The 26,648-nt window shown below is 68.2% G+C and carries 7 protein-coding genes; all 7 read left to right on the forward strand.

Annotation, left to right across the window (positions count from 1 at the left end):
- The first annotated feature begins 1 nt into the window (after position 1).
- Genes J2X92_RS14600 through J2X92_RS14630 form a run of 7 tightly spaced genes read left to right on the forward strand, consistent with a single transcriptional unit; the run spans position 2 to position 26,553 of the window.
- Positions 2-739, forward strand: a complete 738-nt coding sequence (locus tag J2X92_RS14600) for a thioesterase II family protein (protein ID WP_307576686.1) — start codon at positions 2-4, stop codon at positions 737-739.
- Positions 717-1,409 carry a 4'-phosphopantetheinyl transferase family protein gene (locus tag J2X92_RS14605; RefSeq protein ID WP_307576687.1) on the forward strand — a complete coding sequence of 231 codons (693 nt, stop codon included), beginning with the start codon at positions 717-719 and terminating at the stop codon, positions 1,407-1,409. Before J2X92_RS14600 ends, J2X92_RS14605 begins: the two co-directional genes overlap by 23 nt.
- On the forward strand, positions 1,406-6,688 hold the full coding sequence (locus J2X92_RS14610; protein ID WP_307576688.1) for a non-ribosomal peptide synthetase: 5,283 nt from the start codon (positions 1,406-1,408) through the stop codon (positions 6,686-6,688). The genes J2X92_RS14605 and J2X92_RS14610 overlap by 4 nt, the downstream gene beginning before the upstream one ends.
- Positions 6,688-11,277 (forward strand): type I polyketide synthase, encoded by a 4,590-nt coding sequence (locus J2X92_RS14615; protein WP_307576689.1) that lies wholly within the window; start codon positions 6,688-6,690, stop codon positions 11,275-11,277. Before J2X92_RS14610 ends, J2X92_RS14615 begins: the two co-directional genes overlap by 1 nt.
- The gene (locus J2X92_RS14620; protein ID WP_307576690.1) at positions 11,274-14,603 is read left to right on the forward strand and encodes an amino acid adenylation domain-containing protein; all 3,330 of its coding nucleotides are present in this window, start codon (positions 11,274-11,276) and stop codon (positions 14,601-14,603) included. The genes J2X92_RS14615 and J2X92_RS14620 overlap by 4 nt, the downstream gene beginning before the upstream one ends.
- A complete protein-coding gene (locus J2X92_RS14625) occupies positions 14,603-22,468 on the forward strand; it encodes a non-ribosomal peptide synthetase (protein ID WP_307576691.1) in 7,866 nt (2,621 codons plus the stop codon). The genes J2X92_RS14620 and J2X92_RS14625 overlap by 1 nt, the downstream gene beginning before the upstream one ends.
- The gene (locus J2X92_RS14630) at positions 22,468-26,553 is read left to right on the forward strand and encodes an amino acid adenylation domain-containing protein (RefSeq protein WP_307576692.1); all 4,086 of its coding nucleotides are present in this window, start codon (positions 22,468-22,470) and stop codon (positions 26,551-26,553) included. The genes J2X92_RS14625 and J2X92_RS14630 overlap by 1 nt, the downstream gene beginning before the upstream one ends.
- The last annotated feature ends 95 nt before the right edge of the window (positions 26,554-26,648 follow it).

The following is a 26,648-nucleotide window of genomic DNA, read 5'->3' on the forward strand; positions in this document are numbered from 1 at the left end:
CGTGGAGACGAGCGTCTCGCTGCTGTGCCTGCCGTGCGCGGGCGCCAGCGCCACGATGTACCTGCGCTGGCGCCGCCTGCTGCCGCGCTGGATCCGCATCGTTCCCGTGGAACTGCCTGGCCGCGGCAGCCGGCTGGCCGAAAGCCCGGTGGAGGATTTCGACAGCCTCGTTGCGCAACTCTGCGCGGAGCAGGCCGAGGCCATGCGCGGCGAGTTCGCGATCTTCGGCCACAGCATGGGCGCGTTGCTCGCTTACGGCATGGCTTGCCGATTGCGGTCGCCGGGGCGCGCATTGCCTGTTGCACTGCTTGCTTCGGGCGCCGCCGCGCCGTCTCGGCGTGATCCCGGTCGCTTCGCTGACAAGACCGACGACGCCTCGTTGATCGCCGACTTGCGCAAGCAGGGAGGAACGCCGGAAGAAGTGTTTGCGAGCGCCGAGTTGATGCGCCTCACGCTCGACGTGCTCGGCGCCGACTACCGCGTGTGCGAAGGCTTTCGATACGCAGGTGAGGCGCCGCTGCCGATGCCGGTGCACGTCTTCGCGGGACGCGACGACGACATCGAAGCCGAGCGCATCTACGCGTGGTCGGCCGAGGCGGGTGGTGCCTTTTCGCTCGACTGGTTCGGCGGCGGGCACTTCTTCATCCGCCAGCAGGAAACGGCATTTTTGGCGGTGCTCTCGCAGCGCCTCGGCAAGGTCGTCGCACGGGATCGCCATGCATCTCACGCCCTGGCCTGATCCGCTGCCCGCGGGCATCGAGGTGTACCGCCTCGACTTCGACCTGACCATCGAAGCAGCGGAGGCGCGGCGGGTGCTGACGTCCGACGAGCGTGCAAAGGCCGACAGGTTCGCAAGAACGGCCGATCGCGTGCGCTTCACCGTGACACGTACCGCGCTTCGCAATCTGCTTGCAGAGCGTGTGAGCTGCGAGCCCGCCGAGGTGCCGCTTGTGGCGAGCTCGCATGGCAAGCCGTTCATCGAGTGTGCAGTCGGCAATGCGCCGCAGTTCAACGTCTCGCACTCCGGGTCGCATGCGCTCATTGCGCTGGGCGATGCACGGACTGTGACCGAGATCGGCATCGACATCGAAGCGTGCAAGGCCGATGTCGACGTCGAGGCTATCTCCTCGCTGGCATTCACCACCTACGAATGCGAAGAAGTGCGCAATGCCGCCGATCGGCTGCATGCGCTCTACACCCGCTGGGTCGGCAAGGAAGCGGTGCTCAAGGCCATCGGCGTCGGCGTGGCCGGGCACCTGAAGTCGATCGGCATCCGGCCCGGCGCCAACGGGCAGTTCGCCCTCGAATGTGCCGTTCCCGAATGGACGAATTTTCAAGCCGTGACGCTCAGGGCGCCGATCGGCTATGCAGCCGCGCTCGCTTGGCGCGCAAAGGAAGAAACGACATGACCGAGATGCCGCAAAAGGCAAATCCGCAGCCGAAGAATTTCGTTGCCCACCTGCGTGCGCTGGCACGCACGCGACCGGGCGACGTCTGGCTCACCGTGGCTGGCACGGTGAACGGCGAGTACCACGAAGACCCGATCAGCTACGGTGTCTTCGAGCGCCGCGTGCGCGCCCTTGCGGCCCGGCTGCAGCAGCAGTTCGCCAAGGGCGAGCGGGCCCTGGTCATGCTCGACAACGGCGACCACTATGCAGTGTGCATGCTGGCTTGCTTCTACAGCGGCGTGATCGCGGTGCCGGTGTTCCCGCCCGAGTCGATGCGTCCACAACACTTGGCTCGGCTCACCGGCATTGCCGCCGATTCAGAAGCGCGCTGCGTGCTGACCTCCGCCGCAATCGCGGGTGCAATGAATGCCGACGGGCCGTTCGGCACTGCCGAAGTCATCGCCGTCGATGCGGTGGATGCCGCGCTTGCCGATGCATGGGCGCCCTTCGATCCCGCCGATGGCGACATCGCGTTCCTGCAGTACACCTCGGGCTCGACCTCGGCGCCGAAGGGCGTCATGGTGACGCACGGCAACCTGATGGCCAACGAAGCGGCGATGACGCACGGCATGGGCGTGGGTCCAGACGACAAGTTCGTCTGCTGGGCGCCGCTCTATCACGACATGGGGTTGATCGGCGGGCTGCTGCTGCCGCTCTACAACGGCATTCCGCTGGTTCTCGCTTCGCCAGCGTATTTTCTCGAACGCCCGGTGCGCTGGCTCGAGCTGATCTCGCGTCATCGCGCCACCCACAGCGGCGGACCCGATTTTTCCTTCCGCCTTTGTCTCGAGCGCGTGAACGATGCGCGGCTGGCGCAGCTCGACCTGTCGAGCTGGCGCGTGGCCTACACCGGTGCGGAGCCCGTGCGCGAAGACACCGAAGCCGAATTCATCGCGCGCTTTGCTGCCGCGGGTTTCGACCCGCATGCGGCCTACCCCTGCTATGGCCTGGCCGAGGGGACCCTGTTCGTCACCGGCGGTATGCGCGGCGACGGCATGACGGCGCGCACCTTCTCCACCGACGGCTTGGCCCGTGGCACCGGCACGCCGGCCGACGAGGGCACGATGCTGGTCGGCTGCGGCGTCGCGGCCCCAGGCCATCTCGTCGAGATCGTCGACGTCGAGTCGCTGCTGCCGGCGGCGCCCGGAAAGATCGGTGAAATCTGGACCAGCGGCGCGAGCATCTGCGTCGGCTACTGGGGCAAGGAGCGCGAGACCCGCGAGACCTTCGTCCTGCGCGACGGCCAGCGCTGGCTGCGCACCGGTGACCTGGGCTTCATGCACGAAGGCCAGCTCTACGTCACGGGACGGATCAAGGACCTGATCATCGTCCGCGGCCACAACATCTATCCCCAAGACGTCGAGCGGCTCATCGAGGCCGAGGTCGACGCGGTGCGCAAGAGCCGCGTCGCGGTCTTCGCGGTGCAGGGCGCGGAAGGCGAAGGCATCGGCGTTGCGGCGGAGGTGTCGCGCAGCATGCAAAAGTTGGTGCCGCCCGAGGTGCTGGTCGATGCGCTCGGCGCAGCCGTGAGCGAGGTGTTCGGCGAGCCGCTGTCGGTCGTGCTGCTGCTCAACCCCGGCGGCCTCCCCAAGACCACCAGCGGCAAGCTGCAGCGCAGCGCCTGCCGCGCAGGCTGGATCGACGGGACCGCCGACGCGTATGCGATCTACCACTACGGCGCTTTCGCGCGGGGCGGCCCCGGGGAAGCGGCCACCCAGGCGCCGCTGGACGAAGTTGAAAACGCAGTGGCAAGCATCTGGCGCGAAGTCTGGAAGCACGGCAATGACCTCGCGCTTGGGCGCGACGCACACTTCTTCAACCGCGGCGGAAGCTCTCTCACCGCGACGCAAGCCGCCGCACGCATCTCGGCGCATTGGCAGATCGATTTCCCCGCGCGGATGCTGTTCGAGCAACCGCGCCTTGAGGCATGTGCAACAGCCATCCGGGAACTGCAGTCCCAAGGTTCGCGCCTGCAACGCGCGTCGATTCCCGTGCTTTCCGCCGAACGCCGCTTGTTGCCGATGCCGCTCTCCCATGCGCAGGAGCGCCAGTGGTTTCTCTGGCGGGTCGATCCGCACAGTGCGGCCTATCACATGAGCGGCGCGCTTCGGCTCACGGGTGTGTTGAATGCCGATGCTCTGCAAGCCGGTCTCGATGGCCTCGTCATGCGCCACGAATCGCTGCGCACGGTATTCAGCGCCACCGCCGATGGCCATGCGGAGCAATGGATCAAGCCCTCGGGCTCCGTGCCGTTGGCGATGATCGACTTGCGTGGGGAGCGCGAGGAGCAACTGACAGAAGCAACCCGGCGCCTCAAGGCCGAGCCCTTCGATCTGACGCAGGGCCCGCTGTTGCGCGCCGCGCTGATCCGCACCGCCGACGAGATCCATGTGCTCGCCGTGGTGATGCACCACATCATTTCCGACGGCGCCTCGATGCAGTTGCTGATCGACCAGCTGGCCGCCGGCTACGCCGCGCATCTGGATGAAGAAACCAAGCGAATGCCTGCGCCGCGCATCCAGTACGCCGACTACGCGCTCTGGCAGCGCGACTGGCTTGCGGCAGGCGAGGGCGAACGGCAACTGGCCTGGTGGCGCGCGCATCTCGGCGACACGCAAGCGGTGCTAGACCTGCGCACCGACCATCCGCGCCAGGCGCAGGCCGGCTACAGCGCGGCGCGGCATGCCTTCGAGCTGCCGGCCAGCCTGCTCGGCAAGCTGCGCGATATGGCGGACACCCAGGGCGCGACGCTCTTCATGGTGCTGCTCGCAGGTTTCCAGTCCCTGCTGCATCGCTACACGGGGCAGGAAGACATCCGCATCGGTGCGCCCATTGCCAACCGCAACCGCATGGAGGTCGAAGGTGTGGTCGGCATGTTCGTCAACACGCTGGTGCTGCGCAATCCGGTCCACGGCCGCCTGAGCGCATCGCGCGTGCTGGCGCAGGCCCGCGACGCCGTGCTGGGCGCGCAGGCGAACCAGGACCTGCCTTTCGAGCAGCTGGTGCAGACGCTGCAGCCCGAGCGCAGCCTGAGCCGCACGCCCTTGTTCCAGGTCATGTTCAACCACCTGTTCGAGGACTACCGCGCGTTTGCGCAACTGGCCGGCATTGCGGCAGAAGACCACGCGCTGCCCGACCTCGCGGCGCAGTTCGAACTCACGCTCGAAGCGCGTGAAAGGCCGGATGGCCATCTGTCGCTGTCCGTGATCTATGCGGCCGAGCTGTTCGAGCCCGACACCATCGAGCGCATGGCTGGCCACTACGTCGCGATCCTGCAGGTGTTGGCCGATCGCCCTGACCAGCCGGTCGGCGACATCGAACTGCTCGGCGCACCCGAGCAGGCGCGGTTGGCGCAATGGGGCGTGAACACGCACCGCGAGCCGCAGCCTGAGCCCGTGCACCGCATGATCGAGCGGCAGGCGCGCGCGCAGCCCGACGCCACCGCGCTGCTCTTCGGGGACGAGGCGCTGAGCTTCTCTGAACTGAACTGCCGGGCCAACCGCCTCGCGCACCGGTTGATCGCGCTCGGCGTCAAGCCCGAGGTGCTGGTGGGCATCGCGATGGAGCGCTCCGTCGAGATGGTGGTAGCGATCCTCGGCGTGCTCAAGGCCGGCGGCGCCTACGTGCCACTGGACCCGGAATACCCGGCGGAACGCCTGGCCTACATGGTGCAGGACAGCGGCATCGGGCTGCTGCTCACGCAGCGCAGCCTCGTCGATTGCGTGCCCGACTGCCGCGCGCTGAGCGTGCTGGAAATCGATACAGCGGACCTCGGCGGCGAACCCGACAGCGATCCGCAGGTCGGCCTGCACATCGAGAACCTCGCCTACGTGATCTACACCTCGGGCTCCACCGGCAAGCCCAAGGGCGCGGCCATCCGCCACATCGCGCTGCACAGCTGCATGGTGTGGATGCAGAACATCTACCGGCTGACGCGCGATGACACCGTGCTGCACAAGGCGCCGTTCGGTTTCGACGTGTCGGTGTGGGAAATTTTCTGGCCCCTGACCGCGGGCGCCCGGCTGGTGGTCGCCAACCCTGGCGATCACCGCGACCCGGCCCGGCTGGTCGAACTGATCCAGCGCCACCAGGTCACCACGCTCAACTTCGTGCCTTCGATGCTGCAGGCATTTCTCGCGCACAAGGGCATCGAAACCAGCACGCGCCTGCGCCACATCATCTGCGGCGGCGAGGCGATGCCGGCTGAAACGCAGAAGGAAACGCTCGAGCGCTTGCACGGCGCGGGCCTGCAAAACCTCTACGGCCCGACCGAGACCACCATCCACGTCACCCACTGGGCCTGCCGCAACGATGGCCAGAGCCAGGTGCCCATCGGCCGGCCGATCAGCCACACCAGCACTCACGTGCTGGATGCCGACCTGAACCTTGTGCCCCAGGGCGTTGCAGGCGAGCTGTACCTGGGCGGCATCAGCCTGGCCCGCGGTTACCTGAAGCGGGCCGGCTTGAGCGCGGAACGCTTCGTGGCCGATCCCTTCGACAGCGAAGGCGGCGGAAGGCTCTACCGCACCGGTGACCTGGTGCGATGGAGCGCCGAAGGGCAGCTGGAGTACCTCGGCCGCATCGACCATCAGGTGAAGATCCGCGGCTTCCGCATCGAACTCGGAGAAATCGAAGCGCAGTTGCTCGCGCAACCCGCGGTGCGCGAAGCCGTGGTCGTGGCGAAGGAAGGCCCGGCCGGCGCACGCCTCGTGGCTTACCTCGCGGCGCATGCGGATCACATCATCGACACCGCCGCGCTCAAGGAGCGCCTTGCGCAGGTGCTGCCCGACTACATGGTCCCGCGCGCTTTCGCCGTGCTCGACAGTCTGCCGCTGAACGCCAACGGCAAGGTCGACCGCAAGGCGCTGCCGGAGCCGGCCTTCGCCAGCGAGCTTGCCTACGAAGCACCGCAGGGCCATGTCGCGCAGACCGTGGCCGGGGTCTGGTCCGAGGTATTGCAGGTCGAACAGGTGGGCCAGCACGACAACTTCTTCGACCTCGGCGGCCACTCGCTGCTGCTGATCCGCGCACACCGGCTGCTGGAAGACCGGCTGCAGGCCGCCATCCCCGTGGTCAACCTTTTCAAATACCCCACCATCGAATTGCTGGCCCAGTGGATCGAGCAGGCGCCGGCCGGCGCCGCATCGTCCGCCGCCGCGGCTGCCGCCAGCGACGACAGGGCGCTACGCCAGCGCGCCGCCATGCTTCAACGCCGCAAGGCGGCAGAGAGAGTCAACTGATGTCCACCCCCCACGACCTCTCCGAACCGACGGGCATCGAGATCGCCATCGTCGGCATGGCCGGGCGCTTTCCCGGCGCCGACGATGTGGACGCCTTCTGGCGCAATGTGCAGGGAGGCGTGGAGTCGGTGTCGCGCTTCACCGACGACGAACTGCGCGCGCGCGGTGTGCCGCAAAGTCTGCTGGACGATCCCGAGTACGTGAAGGCCGGTGTGAAATTCGACGGCTTCGACCGCTTCGATGCCGGCTTCTTCGGCTACACGCCGCGCGAAGCGGAGACCCTCGATCCGCAGCAGCGCATCTTCCTGGAGTGCGCCTGGGCTTCGCTCGAACATGCGGGCTGCGACGTCGCGCGCTGGCCGGGCAAGGTCGGCGTCTATGCGGGCGAGGGCACCAACCTGTACCTGATCCGCAATCTGCTCCCGTCCTTCGGCCTCGGCGCCGAGAGCGGCATCGCCGACTTGCTGGGGCTGATGAACGGCAACTCCGGCGGCTCGCTCTGCACGCGCGTGGCCTACAAGCTCGACCTGCGCGGTCCCGCGGTCACGGTGCAGACGGCGTGCTCGACATCGCTGGTCGCGGTGCACACCGCGTGCCAGGCGCTGCTAAGCCACGACTGCGACATGGCCCTTGCGGGCGGTGTGTGGCTCAACCTGCTGCAAGAGGGCGGCTACCGCTACCAAGCCGGCGCCATCCTGTCGCCCGACGGCCACTGCCGCGCCTTCGACGCGAAGGCCGCGGGCACGCTCATCGGCAGCGGTGCGGGCATTGTCGTGCTCAAGCGCCTGGACGATGCGCTGCAAGGCGGCGACACCATCCATGCGGTGATCAAGGGCTCGGCCGCCAACAACGACGGTGCCGCCAAGGTTGGCTTCACCGCGCCCAGCGTGGATGGCCAAGCCGAGGTCATCCGCGCGGCGCAGCTCATCGCGGGTGTGGCGGCGGACACCATCTGCTATGTGGAAGCGCACGGCACCGGCACCACGCTCGGCGACCCGATCGAGATCGCCGCGCTCACCCAGGCATTTCGCGCCGACACCGAACGGCAAGGCTTCTGCGCCATCGGTTCCGTGAAGACCAACATCGGCCACCTGGACGCGGCCGCCGGCGTGGCCGGGCTCATCAAGGCGACGATGGCGCTCAAGCACCGCGTGCTGCCGCCCAGCCTGAATTTCGAGAAGCCCAATCCGCAGATCGATTTCGGGGCCAGCCCGTTCTACGTGAATACCGAAGCGCGTGCCTGGGTCGAGGGACGCATGCCGCGGCGTGCTGGCGTCAGTTCGTTCGGCATCGGCGGCACCAACGTGCACGTGGTGCTCGAAGAAGCGCCGGTCGTTGTGAATGCGACCAAGGCGGCGGATGCGCCAGCCTGGCAAGTCTTGCCGGTGTCGGCAAAGAACGAAGCGGCATTGGCCCAAGGCCGCACGCAGCTTGCAGCGCATCTCCAGGCACAGCCTGCGTTGGCACTGCAAGACGTGGCGCACACCCTGCAAACCGGACGCCGCGCCTTTGCATGGCGCAGCGCGGTAGTGGCGACCGACCCGGACATGGCCGCACAGATGCTGTCCACTCCCGCCACCGCATCGCGCAAGGCACCGGCCTCCGCGCCCGAGGTGGTCTTTCTCTTTCCGGGCAGCGGCAGCCAACATGCCTTCATGGGCGCCGCGCTCTACCGCGAGCGCGCCGTGTTCCGCGAAGCACTCGATCGCTGCACGGCCCTTCTGCGTACGCAAAGCGGCATCGATCTGCATCCGCTGCTGTTCCCTGCTGCCGGCGAAGAAGCACTGGCGAACGAGCGCCTGTTCCACATCGAAGTGGCACAGCCGGCGCTTTTTGCCGTCGAGTACGCCATGGCGCAGTGGTGGCTGCATTGCGGCGTGAAACCCGCTGTGATGATGGGCCACAGCCTCGGCGAATACGTTGCGGCTTGCGTCGCCGGCGTGTTCTCGTTGGAAGATGCCTTGCGCATCGTCGCGCAGCGCGCGCGCCTCGTGCAGGCGCTGCCGGCCGGGGCCATGCTCGCCGTGCCGCTGCCGGAATCCGAGCTCGCGCCTTTCCTCGCGGCAGGCTGCGATCTTGCGGCAGTGAACGGCGAACAGCTCTGCGTGCTGGCCGGAACACCCGAAGCCATCGCACGCGCCGAAGAAGAACTGCGCGCGCGCCAGCATCTGCCGCGCCGCCTGCATGTCGCCGTGGCCTTCCATTCGCGCCTGGTCGATCCGGCCGTGGCCGCACTGGAGCAGCTGGTCGCATCGGTGCCGCGCCACGCGCCGCGCATTCCTTTCATCTCCAATCTCACCGGCCTGCCGATCACCGCGCAGGAGGCCACCAGCCCCGCGTACTGGGGCCGGCACTTGCGCAACACCGTGCGGTTCGCAGACGGCCTGCGCCACATCTTCGACAAGCCCGGCCGCGTGGTGCTCGAAGTCGGCCCCGGCGAGACGCTGACCGGGCTCGCGCGCCAGCATCCGGGCAGCCGCTCGGCTGCGGGCCTGTGGGCCAGCCAGGCGCATGCGCAGCAGACAGCGCGCAACAGCCAGCAACTGGCGAATGCGGTGGCGGGCTTGTGGAGCGCCGGTGTGGACATCGACTGGTCCGCATGTCATGAAGGCGGCGGTCGTCGACGCGTGCCACTGCCCACCTATGCCTTTCAGCGCCAGCGCTTCTGGGTCGAGGCCGGCGATGCCGCACGTCCTTCGTCGAAGGCGGCAACCTCCGATATCTTCTATGTGCCGAACTGGCAGCGAAGCACACCGTTGCCGCCCGCCGCGCAGCGTGCCGACCGCACAGGCTGCACGCTGATCCTGGGCGATGCCAACAGCTTCACCGACCGGCTCGCCCGCACGCTGCGGGAGCGCGGTGAACAGGTGGTGCTGGCCTTGCGCGGCGCACGCTTTGCGCGCACCGCGCCGGGGCAATACACGGTGCGATCGGGCGAGCACGCCGATCATCAAGCCCTGCTGCGGGAAGCGGAAGCCGAAGCGGGTCCGGTCCGCCGGATTCATCACCTGTGGAGCCTCGACGGCAGCCGGCCGACGCCGCCGAATGCGGACGCTTTCGAAGCCGGGTATTTCAGCCTGCTCGCGCTCGTGCATGCGCTCGACGCCTTGGGCGGATCGGGCCGTGATTTCCTGGCGCTGACCATCGTCACCGACGGCCTCGAGGATGTCTCCGGCTCCGAACAACTGGTACCCGAGAAGGCCACCCTGCTGGGCATCGCCAAGGTCGTGAGCCAGGAATATCCATCGGTCGCTTGCCGCGTCGTCGACGTGGTGCTGCCCGCGCCGGAAAGCGCGGCCGAAAGCGACCTGGCGCGCCGGGTCGCCGACGAGGCCGCGTCCGCGCAGGAAGACTTTGTTGTTGCCTATCGCGGCCCGCATCGCTGGGTCAAGAACTACGAGCCGCTGCCTGCGCAACCCGCCACGCCACGGCTTCGTGCAGGCGGCGTGTACCTCATCACCGGCGGCATGGGCGGCGTAGGCCTCGCCCTGGCGCGGCACCTGAGCCGCGCATGGAAGGCCCGACTGGTGCTGCTCGGCCGCACGCCGCTGCCCGCGCGTGGCGATTGGGAGCGCATCGTCGCATCGGCGGATGAGCCCGCGGCACTGCGCCGCAAGCTGCGGCAACTGATCGAACTCGAAACCGCCGGCGCGCAAGTGCTGACAGTGACGGCGGACGTCACCGATGCCGCGCAGCTGCGCGAAGCCCTGGTGGCCGTGCATGCGCGCTTCGGTGCGGTCAACGGCGTGGTCCACGCGGTCATGGACCCGGGGCTCGGCATGATCGTCCAGCGCACTCGGGCGCAGGTGGAGGCAGCCTTCGCGCCCAAGGTGGCGGGCACGCGCGCGCTGCTCGATGCGCTGCGCGCTGAGCCGCTGGACTTCGTGCTCTTCTGTTCCTCCATCGCCACGCTCGTCGGCGGCCTGGGCCGCAGCGACTATGCCGCCGCCAATGCCTATCTCGACGCACTGGCGACGGCCCACCGCCGCACGTCGGCGTTGCCGGTGTTCTCGGTGAACTGGGACGCCTGGCGCGACGTCGGCGCCGCGGCCGACATGGACCTGCCCGAGGGCGTCGGCCTCGACGAGCGCGCGGGCGTGCTCGCCTTCGAACGCATCGTCAACGGGCCCGACCTGCCGCAGACTGTGGTCTCCGTGTCGCCGCTGGCGCCGCGGCTGCGCCCGCTCGGCAACCTGCTCGACACCGTGGGCGCTGAACAACCGGCAACCGAAGCCCGCGCCAGCCATTCACGCCCCGTGCTGCCCACACCGTATGCCGCACCTGAAGGCGAACTGGAAGAAGGGCTGGCCGCGCTGTGGACCGAAGCGCTCGGCATCGCACCCGTGGGCGTGCACGACAACCTGTTCGAACTGGGTGGCGACTCGCTGCTCGCGATCCGCCTGCTGTCCCGCGTGCGCAAGGCCTATGGCGTGGAGCTGCAACCGGCCGATTTCTTCAAGGTGCCGACCGTGGCCGAACTGGCCGCACTGGTCGAGCTGCGGCTGATCGAGGAGATCGAGCGCGAGGCCTCTGCCACCGATGACCCGCATCCGGCCACGGATTGCATCACTGCAAGTTTTTCATCATGAGCGAAACATCTCCTCTTTCCGAACGGCGCGCCAGGCTCTCGCCCGAGCAGCTGAGCCTGCTGCAGCGCCGGTTGAAACAAGGCGGCACCGCGGCGCCCGCGCGCGAGGCCATCGTGCGCGGCCACATCGACGGGCCCGTGCCCGTGTCCTTCGCGCAGCAGGGCCAGTGGTTCCTGTGGCAGCTGAACCCCGCGAACACCGCTTACCACGTCGGTGGCGGCCTGGGCTTTTCGGGGCCGCTCGATGCGGCGGCGCTGCAGGATGCAATGCAGGCGATCGCCAGGCGCCATGAAGCATTGCGAACCGTGTTCGGCCCCGGCCCCGAAGGCCTGCCGGAGCAGCGCTTTCAGGCGGAGGTTCGCATCGACATTCCCTTTATCGATCTCAGCGTGCTCGATGCGCAGACGCGCGAATCCCGCTACGACGAGGCTGTTGCCCAGGTCTGCCGCACCGCCTTCGACCTGACGGCCGGCCCCTTGCTGCGCTGCGCCTTGCTGAAGATGGCCGACGGCGAGCACCAGCTGCTGCTCATGATGCATCACATCATCTCCGACGCATGGTCGGTCCAGCTCATGCTCGACGACCTTGCACAGGCGTACGCCCTGCGAACGCAGGGTCTGCCGGACACGCGGCCCCAGCCGGAGATCGGCTACGTCGACTTCACGCTGTGGCAGCGCAAATGGCTGGCCGACGGCGAGGGCGAACGGCAACTCGGCTACTGGCGCAAGCGCCTCGGCGGCAGCCAGCCGGTGCTCGCGTTGACCACCGACCGGCCGCGGTCCGCCGAGGCCCGCTATAGCGCGGCACAGCACTCGCTCGACATTCCCACGGGTCTTGCGCAGGAGCTGAAGCAGCTGTCTCGTGTGCAGGGCGGTACTTTGTTCATGGCGCTGCTCACGGCCTTCCATGCCCTGCTGTTCCGTTACACAGGTCAGAACGAGATTCGCGTCGGCGTGCCCGTCGCGGGCCGCAGCCGTCCGGAGACCTCGGGCGTCATCGGCATCTTCATCAACACGCTCGTGCTCGATGCGTGCCCGCATGCGCAAACGAGCCTGGCGGACCTGCTCACGCAGGTGCGCGACACCTCGATCGAAGCCCAGGCGCACCAGGACCTGCCGTTCGAGTGCCTTGTGCAGGCGCTGCGCGCGGAGCACGGCCACGCGGCTGCGCCGCTGTTCCAGGTGATGTTCAACCACCTGGGGCAGGGGGACAGGCCGCTGCGGGGCTGGCCCGGGCTGCAGGTGCGGCGCATCGACCTCGAGGAGCGCGCGGCGCCCTTCGAGCTGACGCTGGAAACCCTCGAGCGCGAAGACGGCGGCATCCGGGCCAACTTCCGCTATGCGGCCGAACTGTTCGAGCCGCAGACCATCGAACGCATGGCGGGCCATTACAAGCGCGTGCTCGAAGCGCTGGTGGGCCAGCCGGCATCGAAGCTGGGCGAACTGGATCTGCTGGGCGATGCGGAGCGCGCCCGGCTCGCGCAATGGGGCGTCAACACCCATCACCGCGGCGAAGCGCAATGCGTGCATCGCCTGATCGAGCAACAGGCGGCCGAATGCCCGAATGCCACTGCGCTGATCTTCGGCGCGGAAGTCTTAAGCTACGGCGAACTCGACCGCAGGGCCAACCAATTGGCGCACCGCCTGATCGAGGAGGGCGTGCGCCCCGAGGTAAAGGTCGGCGTGGCGCTGGAGCGCAGCACCGAGCTGGTGGTCGGCCTGCTGGCAATCCTGAAGACCGGCGGCGCCTATGTGCCGCTCGACCCGGAATACCCGGAGGACCGCATCGCCTACATGGTGGAAGACAGCGGGCTCGTGCTGGTATTGACGCAGGAGCGCCTCAAGGAACGCCTGCCGTTGCAGACCGGCGTGCCGATGCTTGCGCTCGACACGTTGGACTTCGGCGGCTATCCGGAAGGCAACCCGGCGGTGGCGCTCGACAGCGAGAACCTCGCCTACGTGATCTACACCTCGGGCTCGACCGGCAAGCCCAAGGGCGCAGCCAACCGCCATGGTTCGCTCTACAACCGCCTGGTGTGGATGCAGCAGGCCTACAAGCTCGGCGAGGCGGATACCGTGCTGCAGAAGACGCCGTTCAGCTTCGACGTGTCGGTGTGGGAATTCTTCTGGCCGCTGATGTTCGGGGCCCGGCTGGCCGTGGCCAACCCCGGCGACCACCGCGAACCGGCGCGCCTTGCGCAGCTGATTCGCACGCATGAAGTGAGCACGCTGCACTTCGTGCCCTCGATGCTGCAGGCCTTTCTGGCGCACCCGGGCATCGAGGCATGCACCAGCCTGCGGCGCATCGTCTGCAGCGGCGAGGCACTGCCCGCCGAAGCGCAGAACGAGGTGTTCCGGCGGCTGCCGCAGGCCGCGCTCTACAACCTGTACGGTCCCACCGAGGCCGCCATCGATGTGACGCACTGGACGTGCCGAGACGACGGGCGCAGCCAGGTGCCGATCGGGCGACCGATCGACGACACGCAGACCTATGTGCTCGATGCCGAGCTGAACCTGGTGCCGACGGGTGCCGCGGGCGAGCTCTATCTGGGCGGTGCAGGGCTTGCGCGCAGCTATGTGCGGCGTGCGGCCCTGACCGCGGAACGCTTCGTGGCCGATCCGTTCGACAACGAAGGCGGCAGGCTGTACCGCACCGGCGACCTCGTGCGCTGGAACAGCGAAGGCCAGCTCGACTACCTGGGCCGCATCGATCATCAGGTGAAGATCCGCGGCTTTCGCATCGAGCTGGGCGAGATCGAGGCGCAGTTGCTCGCGCAGCCCGAAGTGCGCGAAGCCGTCGTCGTTGCGAGCCCGGGCGCGAGCGGTGCGCGGCTCGTGGCTTATGTCTCGGCAGAGGCCGGGCAGGCCATCGACACCGCGCGCCTGCGTGAACGGCTCGGCCGCGCGCTGCCCGACTACATGGTGCCCAGTCTCTTCATGGTGCTGGAGAACCTGCCGCTGAACCCCAACGGCAAGGTCGATCGCAAGGCGCTGCCCGAACCGGAGCGCGCGAACGCCCAGGCCTACGAGGCGCCGCAGGGCGCCATGGAAGAAGCGCTCGCTGCGGTGTGGGCCGAAGTGCTCGGTGCGCCGCGCGTGGGCCGCCACGACAACTTCTTCGAGCTCGGCGGGCATTCGCTCATGTCCGTGCAGGTGGTCGCGCGGGTGCAGGGCGCGATGCATGCGGACCTGACCGTCAGCGACATTTTCAGGCAGCCGGTTCTCATGGACATGGCCCGACTCATTGCAGGTGCCGGCGAAAGGAAACCCGTGGCCCAGTCTCTCTCCGACATCGACGCCTTCATGAACAGCCTGGAGATCGCTTGATGGAATTCACGGCAGCCACCCATGACCAGATCGGCAAGCGCTTCTCGCGCCTGAACCCGGCGCAGCGCCGGGCGGTGTACCAGAAGATCCGCGCCGAGGGGCTGACGATCGGGCAGTTTCCGATTCTTGCGCGCGACGAGGCGGCGCGTGTCGCCTGGGCGCCCTCGTATGCCCAGATGCGCCAGTGGTTCCTCTGGCAGCTGGAGCCAGGCAGCTCGGCGTATCACATCTCGGGTGCGCTGCGGCTTCAGGGCGCGCTGAACCGGGACGCACTGCAGGCGAGTTTCGACGCATTGGTCGAACGCCACGAATCGCTGCGCACGGTGTTCCGCGCGAACGCCGAAGGCCTGGTCGAGCAGGTGGTGCAGCAGCGCGCGGGGCTGGAGATTCCGCTTATCGACCTTGCTTTGCTTCCGGCCGGGGAGCGCGACACAAGGGCAGACGAAGAAGCGAGGCGCATTGCCGAGACCCCCTTCGACCTGACCGCCGATCCGCTGCTGCGCGTGGCGCTGATCCGCCTCGATGAAGAAACGCACCTGCTCGTCGTCGTGATGCATCACATCGTGTCCGACGGCTGGTCGCTGCAGATCCTCGTGGACGAGTTCACGGCGCACTACCGCGCGCGGGCCAACGGGCAGCCGTCGCGGCTTGCGCCCTTGCCCATTCAGTACGCCGACTACGCCGTCTGGCAGCGGCACTGGCTGGAGGCCGGCGAGAAAGAGCGGCAACTCGGCTACTGGAAGGCGCACCTCGGCACCGAGCATCCGGTGCTGCAATTGCCAACGGACCGCCCGCGGCGCACCGATGGCCGATACCGCGCCGCCCGCCATGACGTCGCGCTGCCGCAGAAGGTGGCGGACGCACTGCGCAAGCGCGCGCAGGCCCAGGGCGCGACGCTCTTCATGGTGCTGCTCACGGGGCTGCAGGTGCTGCTGCACCGCCACACCGCGCAACAAGACATCCGCGTCGGCGTGCCGGTGGCCAACCGCCATCGCGTGGAAGCTGAAAAGGTCATCGGTTTCTTCGTCAACACGCAGGTTCTGCGCAATGTGCTGACCAGCCGCACGACCCTGCTGCAGGCGCTGGAAGCCACACGCGATGCCGCAATGGGCGCGCAGTCGCACCAGGACCTGCCGTTCGAACAGCTGGTGGAGGCCCTGCAGCCCGAGCGCAGCCTCGGCACGGCGCCGTTGTTCCAGGTGATGTTCAACCACCAGCGGCGCGACCATCGCGCGCTGGAGAACCTGCCCGGCCTGATCTTGCAGGATCACGAGCTGGGCGGCCAGGCCGCGCAGTTCGAACTCACGCTGAGCGTGCTTGAAGACGCGCAGGGTCATGTGCAGGCCAGCTTCCACTATGCAGAGGAGCTGTTCGATGCCGAGACCGTCGCGCACATGGCGGGGCACTATCTTGCGGTCCTCACGGCGCTGGCCGAGAGCCCGACGCAGGCGGTGGGCGACATCGACTTGCTCGCGCCTGCCGAGAAAGATCGGCTCGCGCTGTGGGGCGTCAACGCCCAGGCCGGCCAGCGCATCGAGCCCGTGCATCGCCTGATGGAGCGGCACGCCCGTGATCGCCCCGAAGCCACGGCCCTGCTGTTCGGCGACGAGGCGTTGAACTACGGCGAACTCGACCGCCGCGCCAACCGCCTGGCCCACCGGCTCATCGCGCTCGGCGTGAAGCCGGACACGCGCGTCGGCATCGCGGTGGAGCGCTCGTTCGACGTGGTGATCGGCCTGCTCGGCATCCTGAAAGCCGGCGGCGCCTACGTGCCGCTGGACCCGGAGTATCCCGCAGACAGGCTGGCCTACATGGTTGCGGACAGCGGCATCGACCTGCTCGTGACGCAAAGCCATGTGAAGGCGCGCATTCCCTGCGGCGAGCATGTGCGCGTGCTGCAACTCGACACGCTCGACCTGGGTGCCGAGCCGGTGCATTCGCCAGGCATCGCGGTGCATGCGGGCAACCTGGCCTACATCATCTACACTTCCGGTTCGACGGGCATGCCCAAGGGCGTGATGGTGTCGCACGGGCCCTTCGCCGCGCATTGCGTGGAAACGGCGGTGCTGTACGAGATGGGGCCGCACTCCTGCGAGCTGCACTTTCTCTCTTTCTCTTTCGACGGTGCGCACGAGCGCCTCTTCACGGCCCTGTGCTGCGGCGCCTCGCTGCTGTTGCGCGATACGTCGCTGTGGACCGCCGAGCAGACGCTGGACGCGATGACGCGTCACGGCGTGACCAACGCCGGCTTTCCCCCGGCCTACCTGCGGCAGCTCGCTGACTGGGCACGCGACACCGGCCGTTGCCCGCCGGTGCAGCTGTATTCCTTCGGCGGCGAGGCGATGTCGCGCGAAGGCTTCGACGCGGTGCGCCGGCACCTGAAGCCCGAACTGCTGATCAACGGCTACGGCCCCACCGAAGCGGTGGTCACGCCGATGCTGTGGAAGGTCGATGGTGCGGCGAGTTTCGAAGAAGGCTACGCGCCCATCGGCCGGCCCGTGGGCGACCGCAGCGCGCGCGTGCTCGATGCAGACCTCAACCTCGTGCCGCGCAACGTCGCAGGCGAGCTGTATCTCGGCGGCGCGGGCCTGGCGCGCGGCTACCTGCACCGCGCTGCGCTCACGGCCGAGCGTTTCGTGGCGGATCCGTTCGACGCAGACGGCGGGCGGTTGTACAGAACGGGCGACTGGGTGCGCTGGCGCGACGACGGCCAGCTCGAATACCTGGGCCGCATCGACCATCAAGTGAAGGTTCGAGGTTTCCGCATCGAACTCGGCGAGATCGAGGCGCAGCTGCTGGCCCAGCCAGAAGTGCGTGAAGCCGTCGTGATTGCGCGCCACGGGCCGGCCGGCGCACGGCTCGCAGCCTATGTGTCGCTGAAGGCGGGGCAATCCGTCGACGTGGCGGCGCTGAAGGACCGGCTCGCGCGGGCGCTGCCCGACTACATGGTGCCCTCGGCCATCGTGGTGCTCGGTGCGTTGCCGCTGAGCCCTAGCGGCAAGGTCGACCGGCAGGCCCTGCCGGAGCCCGAACTCTTGCAGGACGAGAAGGCGTACGAAGCGCCGCAGGGCGAGGCCGAACAGGCCATTGGGAAAGTCTGGACGGGCGTGCTCGGCCTCGCGCGCGTGGGCCGGAACGACAACTTCTTTGAGCTGGGCGGCGATTCCATCCTGAGCCTGCAGATCGTGGCGCGGCTGCGCCTCGCGGGGTGGAAGGTGAGCCCCAAGCAGATCTTCGAGCGCCAGACCGTGGCCCAGCTTGCGGGCGCGGCCGAACCTGTGGGCGATGCAAAGCGCACGGCTGCCGGCGATGCTGAGGGCGAGGCGCCGCTGATGCCGTTCCAGCATGCCTTCTTCGAAATGCAGATGCCGGCGCGCAACCACTGGAACCAGGCAGTGCTGCTGAAGTGCCGCGAGCCCTTGCAGTTGCCGACCTTCGGGCAGGCATTGCGGGCGGTGGTGCGGCACCACGACAGCCTGGGCCTGCGCTACGGCCGGGATGCCGAAGGCGCATGGCACCAGCACTACACCGCGATGCCGGAAAGCGAACTCGCCGAACTGCTGTGGGTGCGCAAGGCCCGCGACGCGGCGCAGCTCGAAGCGCTCTGCGACGAAGCGCAGCGCAGCCTCGATCTTGCGCACGGACCGCTGCTGCGCGCGCTGGCTGTCGAACTGCCGGGCGGCGAATCGCGGCTGCTGCTGGCCGTTCATCACATGGTCGTCGATGGCGTGTCGTGGCGCATCCTGCTGGAAGACCTGCAGGACGCCTACCGCCAGGGCCTCGCGGGGCAGGCCATCGTGCTGCCCGCCAAGAGCAGCAGCTACAAGGATTGGACCGTCGCGCTGCAGGGCTACGCCCAGCGCCATGCCGAAGGGATCGGCCATTGGCAAGCTCTGGCGGACGTGCCCGCCAGCCTGCCGTGCGCCCGCCCCGAGGGATCGAACACCGTCGCCGATCAACAGACCGTCGAGCTTCGGCTGGACAAGGCGACGACGCAGGCGCTGCTGAAGGACGCACCCGCGGCCTATCGCACGCAGGCCAACGACCTGCTGTTGACCGCGCTGGGCCGTGCGCTGTGCGCATGGGCGGGCCACGCCAAGGTGCTGGTCGATCTGGAGGGCCATGGCCGCGAAGACCTGTTCGACCACATCGACCTGTCGCGCACCGTGGGCTGGTTCACCACGTTGTTCCCGGTTGCGCTCGATCCGCTGGGCGAACCGGGCGAAGCCATCAAGCGCGTGAAGGAAACCTTGCGCAGCGTTCCCGACAAGGGAATTGGCCATGGCGTGCTCAGGTACCTCGGCAACCCCGCGCAACGGCAGGCGCTGCGCGCGCTGCCCCGAGCGCAGGTGGTCTTCAACTACCTCGGCCAGTTCGATGCCGGCGCTGACGAGCGCACGCAATGGATGCTAGCCCACGAACCGAGCGGCGCGCCGGTGGATGCCGGCGCACCGCTGACGCACGAGTTCTCGGTCAACGGCCAGGTCCACGAAGGCGTGCTGGCGCTGCGTGTGAGCTACAGCCAGGCGCGCCACGACCGCGCGGCCGTCGAAGGCTGGGTACAACGGTTCCAGCAGGAGCTCGAAGCGCTGGTGGCGCATTGCACCAGCGGCGCGCAGGGCGTGACGCCGTCGGACTTTCCGCTGGCCCGCATCGGCTCGCAACAGCTCGACGCACTGCCGGTTCCGGTGGCGAACCTGGCGGACCTGTACCCGCTCTCGCCGATGCAGGCGGGCATGCTGTTCCACAGCCTGTACGCACCCGGCGGCAGCGCCTACGTCAATCAGCTGCGCGTCGATATCGACGGGCTCGACGTCGCGCGCTTCAAGGCCGCATGGCGTTCAGTGCTGGAGCGGCACGACGTGCTGCGCACCGGTTTCCTCGTGGGCGAACCTGCCCTGCAATGGGTCGCCCGGCAGACCGGGATGCCGATGGCCGAGCACGACTGGCGCAACCGTGCCGACGTAGTTCATGCGCTCGACGACCTGGCGCAGGCACAGCTCGCGCAGGGCTTCGACCTTGCGCAGCCGCCGTTGATGCGGCTCGTGCTGGTGCATGCGCAGGGCAGCAAGCATCACTTCATTTGGACCATGCACCACCTGCTGCTGGACGGCTGGAGCACCTCGCAGCTGATGGGCGAGATGCTTCGGCACTATGCCGGCGAAGCCGTCGCTTCCCCGAGTGGGCGCTATGCGGACTACATCTCCTGGCTGCAGCAGCGCGACGGCAAGGCCGACGAGCTGTACTGGCGCGAACAGCTGGGCCGCACCGAAGGCCCCACATGGCTGGCCAACACCCTGCCCAAGCCGCGCGATGCGCAGGCGGGCCATGGCATGCACCGCTTCGAGATCGGAGCGCAGCGCGCGCGCGCGCTGATGGAAGCGGCGAAGCGCGAACGCGTGACCCTCAACACATTGGTGCAAGCCGCCTGGGCCCTCCTGCTGGCACGCCACACAGGGCAGCGCACGGTGAGCTTCGGCGCCACCGTGGCGGGCAGGCCGGTGGAGCTCTCCGGTGCGCAGCAGATGCTGGGCCTGTTCATCAACACGCTGCCGGTGATCGCCACGCTGCAGCCGGCACAGAGCGTGGGCGACTGGCTGCGCGAACTGCAGGCGCAGAACCTCGGTGCGCAGGAGCACGAGCACACGCCGCTCTACGAGATCCAGCGCTGGGCGGGGCAGGGCGGGCAAGACCTGTTCGACAGCATCGTGGTGTTCGAGAACTACCCGCTGGACCAGGCGCTGAAGCAGGGCGCGCCGGACAGGCTGCGTTTCGGCGACGTCTGGAACCGCGAGGAGACGAACTACCCGATGACGCTCTCGGTCAACCAGGGCGAGACGCTGGTGCTGAGCTACAGCCATGCGCGCAGCCAGTTCGGCGAAGCGCTCGTGCAGACGCTGGCGCGCCGCATGGAGACACTGCTCGAAGCGCTCGCGCACGCGCCGGGTGCGCGGGTGGGCGACATCGGCCTGCGGGACGAAGGCGATTCACCGCAACCCGAACCCGCAAAGAACGTGCACGACAGCGCCACCGGGCATCCGGTGCACCGCTGGTTCGAACGGCAGGCCGCATTGCATCCCGATGCGACGGCGGTGGTCTTCGGCGATGAAAGCTTGACCTACGCCGACCTCGATGCACGCGCCAACCGGCTCGCGCACCGGCTGATCGGCCTCGGCGTGGCGCCGGAGGTGAAGGTGGGCCTCGCAGTGGAGCGTTCCATCGAGATGGTGGTCGGCTTGCTGGGCATCCTGAAGGCCGGCGGTGCCTACGTGCCGCTCGACCCCGAGTACCCCGCCGACCGCCTGGCCTACATGATCGCGGACAGCGGCATTCGCCTGCTGCTCACGCAAAGCCACGTGGAGCCCAGGCTCCCGCTGCAGGACGACGTTCGCGTGCTGGTGTTCGACACGGCCGACCTGGCCACGGAGCCGTCCCATGCGCCCGAGGTGGCGGTGCATGCCGATCACCTGATCTACGTCATCTACACCTCGGGCTCCACGGGGCGCCCGAAGGGAACGCAGCTGACCCACCGCAACGTGACGCGGTTACTCGACTCCACACAGCCCTGGTTCGGCTTCGGCGCGCAAGACGTGTGGACGAACTTTCATTCCTACGCCTTCGACTTCTCGGTGTGGGAAATCTTCGGCGCGCTGTGCACCGGCGGCAAGCTGGTGGTCGTGCCGTTCTGGGTCAGTCGTTCGCCCGACGATTTCGTGGCGCTGCTGCGCGCGCAGCAGGTCACCGTGCTGAACCAGACGCCGTCGGCCTTCCGGCAGCTGATCCACAGCGCGGCGCTGGCGGCGGGCGATCGCCTGCCGCTGCGCTGCGTGATCTTCGGTGGCGAAGCCCTCGAACCCGAGAGCCTGCGTCCGTGGATCGAACGCTTCGGCGACCGGCAACCGCAGCTGGTCAACATGTACGGCATCACCGAGACCACCGTGCACGTGACCTACCGGCCGATTGTGCGCGCCGACCTCGACGAGCAGAGCAGCCCGGTGGGCGCCTGCATTCCGGACCTCGGCCTGTGGGTGCTCGACAGCGACCTCAACCCGCTGCCCGTCGGCGTGGCGGGCGAGCTTCATGTCTCGGGTGCGGGCCTGGCGCGCGGCTACCTGAACCGCGCCGGCCTGAGCGCGGAGCGTTTCGTGGCCGCGCCCTTCGGCCCTGCGGGCGGGCGCCTGTACCGCACCGGCGACCTGGTTCGCTGGCGCGGCGACGGCGAGCTCGACTACCTCGGTCGCATCGACCACCAGGTGAAGATCCGCGGCTTTCGCATCGAGCTCGGCGAGATCGAGGCGCAGTTGCTCGCGCAGCCCGAAGTGCGCGAAGCGGTCGTGCTGGCGAAGGAGGGCGCGGGCAGTACGCGGCTGGTGGCCTATGTGTCCGCACGGGCGGGCCAGACGACCGACGCCGTGGTGTTGCGCGAGCGCCTGCTGCGGAAGCTGCCGGACTACATGGTGCCGGCGGCCCTGATGGTGCTCGATGCCGTGCCGCTGAATTCGAACGGCAAGGTCGACCGCAAGGCGTTGCCCGATCCGGAGCTGGCGGGCGGCAGCGCGTATGTGCCGCCCATGGGAGAGGTAGAGAGCGCACTCGCCGCCATCTGGGCCGAAGTGCTCGAGGTGGAACGCGTCGGACGCAACGACAATTTCTTCGAGCTGGGCGGCCACTCGCTGAGCCTGCTGGCCGTGCAGACCAAGGTGCAGAAGCAGCTCGCGATCCAGCTGCAGCTCAAGCGCTATTTCGAAAACCCGACGCTGGCCGCAATGGCCGGTGTCGTGCAGGAAGAGGTCGGCACAGCGGCGGCGGGAGGGTCCGAAGACCTTGCGCAAATGGCCGCGCTGCTCGACCTTCTGGAGGATTGATGGAGATCGACAAGCACAGCATCGCGGACCGGTTCGCGCGCCTGTCCCGGGAAAAGCAGAAGGCGTTTCTCGGCCTCCTGCAGAAGCAGGGCGTGGACTTCGCCAAGCTGCCCATCGTGGCGGTGCCGCCTGGAACGAAGGCCGAACTTTCCTATGCGCAGTTGCGCCAGTGGTTCCTGTGGCAGCTCGACCCGAAGAGCACGGCGTACCACATCTCCGGCGCGCTGAAGCTGCATGGGGCGCTGGACATCGATGCGCTGAAGAAAAGTTTTACGGCCCTGGTCGAACGCCACGCATCGCTGCGCACGGTGTTCCAGCCGGACGCGCAAGGGCTGTGCGAACAGATCGTGCAGGACCGCGTCGATCTGGACGTTCCGGTGATCGACCTGGCCGGTGCAGAGGGCGATGTGGAAGCGCATGCGCGCGAAGAAGCCCGCCGCCTGAGCGCGACGCCCTTCGACCTCACGACGGGTCCGCTGATGCGGGTCGGCGTCATCCGGCTCGCGCCGCAGGCGCATGTGCTGGTGCTGGTGATGCACCACATCATCGCCGACGGCACCTCGCTGCATCTTCTGGTGGGCGAGTTCGTGGCGCAGTACCGTGCGCGGGTGCGCGGCGATGGGGTGGACCTGCCGCCGCTGCCGATCCGCTATGTGGACTACGCGGCATGGCAGCGCAACTGGCTGGAAGCGGGCGAGAAAGAAAGGCAACTCGCCTATTGGACCGAGCGCCTGGGCACCGGCAACCCGGTGCTGCAGCTCGCAACGGACCACAGCCGGCGGCCGAGCGGGCACTACACGGCAGCGAGGCACGGCGTCGATCTTGCGCCGGAGCTGGTGCAGGGGCTCCACAAGCGCGCACGCGCCCAGGGCGCGACGCTTTTCATGGTGCTGCTGACCGCATTCCAGGCCCTGCTGCACCGCTACACCGGACAGCAGGACATCCGCGTGGGCGTGTCGGTGGCCAACCGCCATCGGGCGGAGACGGAAGGCGTCATCGGGCTCTTCGTCAACACGCAGGTCATGCGCAACGCGGTCGAAAGCCGCATGAGCCTGGCAGAGGTGCTGGCGCAAGCGAAGGAGGCCGCGATGGGCGCGCAGGCGCACCAGGACCTTCCGTTCGAGCAACTGGTGGAGGCGCTGCAGCCCGAGCGCAGCCTGAGCGTGAGCCCGCTGTTTCAGGTGATGTTCAGCCACGAGCGGACCGACTCCCGCACGCTGAAGCGGCTGCCCGACCTGGCGCTGGAAGACTATGCGCTGGCGGCGCCGGTGGCGCAGTTCGAACTGGTGCTGAGCACGAGCGAGGATGCCGACGGGCGCATGCATGCGAGCTTCATCTATGCATCGGAGCTGTTCGAGCAGGGCACCGTCGAACGCATGACCGCGCACTACGTCGCGATGCTCGGTGCGCTGGCCGGCGACGACGCGCACGCGGTGGGCGACGTCGACCTGATGGACGCACCCGAGAAGGCGCAGCTCGCGGCATGGAGCGTGAACGCGCAGCGCGAGCCGCAGCATGAGCCCGTGCACCGGACGATCGAGAAACAGGCCCGCGCGCAGCCGCAGGCCACCGCGCTGCTCTTCGGCGACGAGGCCTTGAGCTTCGACGAACTCAACCGCCGCGCCAACCGCGTGGCACACCGCCTGATCGCGCTCGGCGTGAAGCCCGACGTGCGTGTGGGCATCGTCATGCAGCGCTCGGTCGAGCTGGTGGTGGGACTGCTCGGCATCCTGAAAGCCGGCGGCGCCTATCTGCCGCTGGACCCGGACTACCCGGCCGAGCGCCTCGCCTACATGGTGCAGGACAGCGGCATCGAACTGCTGCTGGCACACCGCGCCACGCGCGACTGCCTTGACGACCGCAGCAGCCTTACCACGCTGGAGACCGACAGCATCGATTTCGGCGGCGAGCCCGACACCGATCCGCAGGTTGCATTGCACGGCGAGAACCTCGCCTACGTGATCTACACCTCGGGCTCCACCGGCAAGCCCAAGGGCGCAGCGATCCGGCACGATGCCTTGCACAGCTGCATGGCGTGGATGCAGCGGACCTACGGGCTTACGCGCGACGACACCGTGCTGCACAAGGCACCGTTCGGTTTCGACGTGTCGGTGTGGGAGCTGTTCTGGCCGATGACAGCGGGCGCGCGGCTGGTCGTTGCCAACCCCGGCGATCACCGCGACCCGGCCCGGCTGGTCGAACTGATCCAACGCCACCAGGTCACCACGCTCAACTTCGTTCCCTCGATGCTGCAGGCCTTTCTTGCGCACGAAGGCATCGAGGCCAGCACGCGCCTCAGGCACATCATCTGCGGCGGCGAGGCGATGCCGGCCGAGACGCAGAAGGAGACGCTGCAACGCCTCAGTGGCGCCACGCTGCAGAACCTCTACGGACCGACCGAGACCACCATCCACGTCACGCGCTGGACCTGTCGCGACGATGGCCAGAGCCTCGTGCCCATCGGCCAGCCGATCACCGACACGCAGGCGTACGTGCTCGATGCCGAACTCAACCTCGTGCCGCGCGGCGTGGCGGGCGAGCTCTACCTCGGGGGCGTGAGCCTGGCGCGGGGCTACCTGAACCGGCCGGGCCTGAGCGCCGAGCGCTTCGTGGCAGATCCGTTCGACGGCGAGGGCGGCAGGTTGTATCGCACCGGCGACCTCGTGCGCTGGAATGCCGAGGGGCAGATCGAGTACCTGGGCCGCATCGACCATCAGGTGAAGATCCGCGGCCTGCGCATCGAGCTCGGCGAGATCGAGGCGCAACTGCTCGCGCAGCCCGAAGTGCGCGAGGCGGTGGTCGTGGCGAAGGAAGGCCCGAGCAGCACATCGCTCGTGGCCTACATCGCGATGCATGCGGACCAGGCCATCGACAGCGCAGTGCTGCGCGAGCGCCTCGGCCAGGTGCTGCCCGACTACATGGTGCCGCGCCTGATCGTCACGCTCGGGGCCTTGCCGCTGAACGCCAACGGCAAGGTGGACCGCAAGGCGCTGCCCGAGCCGGAAGGGCTGGGCAGCGAGCGCGCGTACGAAGCGCCGCAAGGCGATGCCGAAGCGGCGCTGGCCGCGATCTGGCGCGAGGTGCTGGGCGTGGCGCGCGTGGGGCGCGGCGACAACTTCTTCGAGCTGGGCGGCGATTCGCTGCTGAGCCTCAAGCTGATCGCGCGCATCCGCAAGCAACTTCCCGGCGGCAGTCACCTGAGCCTGGCCGATGTGATGCAGGCCGGCAGCCTCCGGGAACTGGCCGCGCGGGTGAGCCAACGGGCCGAGAGTGCGAACGATGCGGTGTGTCTGCATGAAGGCGGCACGGGCGTGCCGCTGTTCTGCCTGCCCGGCCTGATCGTCAACTCGCGCGAGTTCCAACCGCTGGCGCGCGCTGTGCAGGGCGACCGGCCGGTGTATGCCTTCGTGAGCCACGTCTACACACGCAAACGCTGGCGCGGCTTTGCCATTCGCGAGCTCGCGGCCGAATATGCGGACTTCATCGTTGCAACCGCCATCGGGGGTCGCTGCGCACTGCTGGGCTGGTCGCTGGGCGGTGACTTGGCCTTCGAAGTGGCGCGGCAGCTGCAGGGGCGCATCGAGATCGTGTTCTTCGGCGCGGTCGATGTGTTCGAGTCGGAGCCGATGGTTCCGGTGGGCAACTTGACGCTGGCAGAGCGGCTGAGGGCCGACGAGGTGCTGGCCACCTGGCTCGCAAAGTCGGACATGGCGGCGCGATGGAAAGAACTGTTCGCCCGCATGAGCGATGCCGAGCGGACCTGGGTGGCCGAGCAACTGCTGGCCCCGGCCTGGGTGTCGCCGCTCGACGGCGCCGGCGACGAGGCCTACGAGTACCTGCTGTGGGCCACGCTCGACAGCCGCGTGCAGTCCGCGCGCTATGCAGAGGCGAAGACCGACCTCCCGGTGCAGGTGTTCTATGCCGAACGCTCGTTGCAGGCGCCCGGTGTGCTGCGCCGCTGGCCGGAGCGTGCGCGCGTGCTCTCGACCGAGGTCGTGGCGCGCACCGGCCACCTGGACATCATCCGCGACGCGCAGTTCGGCGCGACGGTGAAGATCCGCCTGCTGGCGGTCGATTACGCCTAGCAGGGCTGCGGCTTTCACGAAAAAAACGTTCTTCGCCGATCTGCGTTAGATGAGGACGGGCGCACCAGCGCAACTGCTACCTTGTGGCACCAAAC

The sequence above is a fragment of the Variovorax paradoxus genome (genome assembly GCF_030811855.1).
In the GTDB taxonomy this organism is placed as follows: domain Bacteria; phylum Pseudomonadota; class Gammaproteobacteria; order Burkholderiales; family Burkholderiaceae_C; genus Variovorax; species Variovorax paradoxus_L.

Coding starts and splice junctions, on each gene's coding strand:
- J2X92_RS14605 (WP_307576687.1), top strand. CDS start 717: ATGCATCTCACGCCCTGGCCTGATCCGCTGCCCGCGGGCATCGAGGTG.
- J2X92_RS14610 (WP_307576688.1), top strand. CDS start 1,406: ATGACCGAGATGCCGCAAAAGGCAAATCCGCAGCCGAAGAATTTCGTT.
- J2X92_RS14615 (WP_307576689.1), top strand. CDS start 6,688: ATGTCCACCCCCCACGACCTCTCCGAACCGACGGGCATCGAGATCGCC.
- J2X92_RS14620 (WP_307576690.1), top strand. CDS start 11,274: ATGAGCGAAACATCTCCTCTTTCCGAACGGCGCGCCAGGCTCTCGCCC.
- J2X92_RS14625 (WP_307576691.1), top strand. CDS start 14,603: ATGGAATTCACGGCAGCCACCCATGACCAGATCGGCAAGCGCTTCTCG.
- J2X92_RS14630 (WP_307576692.1), top strand. CDS start 22,468: ATGGAGATCGACAAGCACAGCATCGCGGACCGGTTCGCGCGCCTGTCC.